The sequence below is a fragment of the uncultured Ruminococcus sp. genome, from assembly GCF_937915125.1.
GTDB lineage: Bacteria > Bacillota > Clostridia > Oscillospirales > Ruminococcaceae > Ruminococcus_C.
Map to the genome: position 1 here is coordinate 1 of NZ_CALDMP010000102.1, position 2,928 is coordinate 2,928.

The 2,928-nt window shown below is 51.8% G+C and carries 3 protein-coding genes; all 3 read right to left on the reverse strand.

Translation table 11 applies throughout. The annotated features are described in order from the left end of the window. Nucleotides 1–205: 205 nt before the first annotated feature. From era to Q0418_RS10790, 3 genes are read right to left on the reverse strand one after another with little or no spacing between them, the layout of a single operon-like run. Nucleotides 206–1,102, reverse strand: a complete 897-nt coding sequence (era, locus tag Q0418_RS10780; RefSeq protein WP_298484138.1) for a GTPase Era — start codon at nt 1,100–1,102, stop codon at nt 206–208. After that, complete coding sequence (gene ybeY / locus Q0418_RS10785; RefSeq protein WP_298484139.1) at nt 1,099–1,611, reverse strand: rRNA maturation RNase YbeY; 513 nt, start codon at nt 1,609–1,611, stop codon at nt 1,099–1,101. Before ybeY ends, era begins: the two co-directional genes overlap by 4 nt. 27 nt (nt 1,612–1,638) lie before the next feature. Further along, nucleotides 1,639–2,625, reverse strand: a complete 987-nt coding sequence (locus Q0418_RS10790; protein WP_298484140.1) for a PhoH family protein — start codon at nt 2,623–2,625, stop codon at nt 1,639–1,641. Between the last annotated feature and the right edge of the window lie 303 nt (nt 2,626–2,928).

The window sequence follows — 2,928 nt, forward strand, 5'->3', positions numbered from 1 at the left end:
CACTCTCTTTCCCTTCACCCCTCACCCCCTTTCCGCACTTTTGCTGGGCACGGTAGGTTGACTTTTTTTGATCTACTTTGACTAAAGCTTTCAGAATGCGGTCACATCAACGCAAAACATAGTTTTAGGTGGAACCACGTAGTAGAATTATTTGGGGATATTTTGTTGTAAACGTCCCGGTGGGACGTTTACAACGACTGCTGCCTTACTCTCCGCCGTCTAACCCAAAATTGTGTATGAGCCCTTCTTTGTTACGCCAATCCTCCTTGACCTTGACCCAGCATTGCAAATTCACCTGGATATAGAAAAACCGTTCCAGATCTTTCCGTGCCAGCGTGGCGATTCTCCGCAGCATAGCGCCGTTTTTGCCGATGAGAATGCCCTTGTGGGATTCCCGTTCGCAGTAGATGGTGGCGTCAATATCCAGCAGATCCTTGTCATCCCGTTCTCTCATCCGCTCGATGGAGACAGCAATGCCGTGAGGAACTTCATCCCGGAGCAGATTCAGAATCTTTTCCCGGATCATTTCCGCCGCAAGAACACGTTCCGGCTGGTCGGTGAATTTTTCATCGGGGAAGTAGTGGGGTGCCGGCTGTGCCAGTGCCATGACTTCCTCTTCTACCAGATCCACGCCGTCATTTTCTGTCACGCTCACCGGGACGGTTGCCGCAAAGGAATGGGCTGCATTGAGCCTTGCAATGGTGCCCATAAGCTTGGTCTTGTCACTGCACAGGTCGATCTTGTTCAGCACCAGAATGGTCGGGGTCTTGGTGCGCTCCAGCGATTGCAGCAGCTCTTCCTCTTGTGAGGACAGAGGCTTTGTGCAGTCCTGAACAAAGAGTACTGCATCAATATCTGCCACAGCGTCCTTCACCGCCTGGAGCATGTGGGTGCTGAGCTTTGTGGTAGGCTTGTGCAGACCCGGCGTGTCCATAAAGACCATCTGCGTTTCGCCAACGGTCTTGATACCGGTGATACGAGTGCGGGTGGTCTGGGGTTTCGGGCTGACGGAGGCAATTTTTTCGCCGATAATGGCGTTGAGCAGCGAGGATTTTCCGGCGTTGGTGTGTCCGGCGAGGGTCACAAAAACAGATTTTGTCATAGATCGTTTTCCTCCGGATTGGTGAAGGTGGCCTCCCTGGAAATGCCCAGCTCGCCCAGAACTTCCTCTTCTTTTTCCCGCATTTTGCGTTCTTCCAAGGGACTTGTCTCGTGGTCATAGCCCAGCAGGTGGAGCATGGAATGTACTGTCAGAAAGCCGATCTCCCGTTCCAGAGAGTGGCCATATATATTCGCCTGTTTCATGGCGGTTTCCAGAGAAATCACGACATCCCCCAGCAATGCACAGCCGGTTTCCTTGTTGGTATCATAGTGACCGTCTTGTCCCAGAGGGAAAGAAAGCACATCAGTAGTGCGGTCTTTCTGGCGATAGATCCGGTTCAGCCGCCGGATCTCCGCATTGCTGACGAAGGAGACGCTGACTTCTGCATCTTGTTCGAAATGTTCTGACACCAGAACTGCCTGACAGCAGCGCCGGATCAGCAGACGGATCCCCACAGGTACCCGCACTTCGGTTTGATTGTTTTTTACCATGACTTTGACTTTTGGCATAATAGAAGATCTCCTTTCGTGGTTTCATCATTTATTTTTCTCTGGTTTCCCGGAATTGTGTCTGTGTTCTGCCGCTTCATAGGCACGGATGATATCCTGCACCAGCTTATGCCGCACCACATCCCGGTTTGTGAACTCGCAGACGGCGATATCATCCACATTCCGCAGGATGCGTGATGCAATGACAAGACCGCTTTTCTGTTTGTCCGGCAGGTCGATCTGGGTGGTGTCGCCGGTAATAACCATGCGGCTGCCTTCGCCCAGACGGGTCAGGAACATTTTCATCTGTTCGCCGGTGGTGTTCTGTGCTTCGTCCAGAATGATAAAGGCATTGTCCAGCGTTCTGCCGCGCATATAGGCGAGAGGTGCCACCTCAATGGAACCTCGTTCCAGATGCCGCTGAAACGCCTCGGCGCCCAGCATTTCAAAGAGTCCGTCATATAAGGGTCGCAGATAGGGATCCACCTTGTCCTGCAAATCGCCGGGGAGAAATCCCAGCTTTTCGCCGGCTTCCACCGCCGGGCGGGTGAGGATAATTCGTGTGACCTCGTGGCGCCGGAATGCACGTACTGCCATGGCAACGGCAAGGTAGGTCTTTCCGGTGCCGGCAGGCCCCAGTCCGAACACAATGGTGTGATCGGCAATGGCACGGATATAATTCCGCTGTCCCACTGTCCGGGTGTGCACAGGCTTTCCGGTTGCAGTCAGGCATACGGTATCATCATCCGCCAGCTGAGACAATTGACCGGCAGCGCCGTCCTCTACCATTTCTGCCACATAGTGGATGGACTGGGGTGTGACTGCCTGTCCCCGGGCGACCATTTGCAGCAGGGATTCCAGCGCTCCGGCAGCCAGATCGACTTCCGCAGAGGAACCCTGCACCCGGATGCCCTCACCCCGGCAGACGATGGTGACATGATAGCGTTGTTCCAGCAGCTTCAGATTTTCATCAAAGCTGCCGCACAGTGCCTGAAATTGATTGTTATCCTGGATGGAAATGATTTTTTCTGCCATAACCGGAAATTTTCCTTCCTTTCTTCCACTCTCTGGAACGATTTGGAACGATAATATCATCTACCGTTTATTATACCATATTTCCATCCAAATGTGAAATAGATTTTTTCTGTTTTAACAGAAAGTTTAAACACATTTAAAGTAGGAAACACAATGGCGGCGGTGGAAGTTGAAATGAGGGATAATGGTGTTTTCTGCGCTCACGGATTTGAGGCAATACCGCACAAAGATTGTGCGTCAGATGCGCTGTCAGATTTTTCATCAGATGAAACAAAAAGCGCAGTGAATACTTTGTGTATTCAC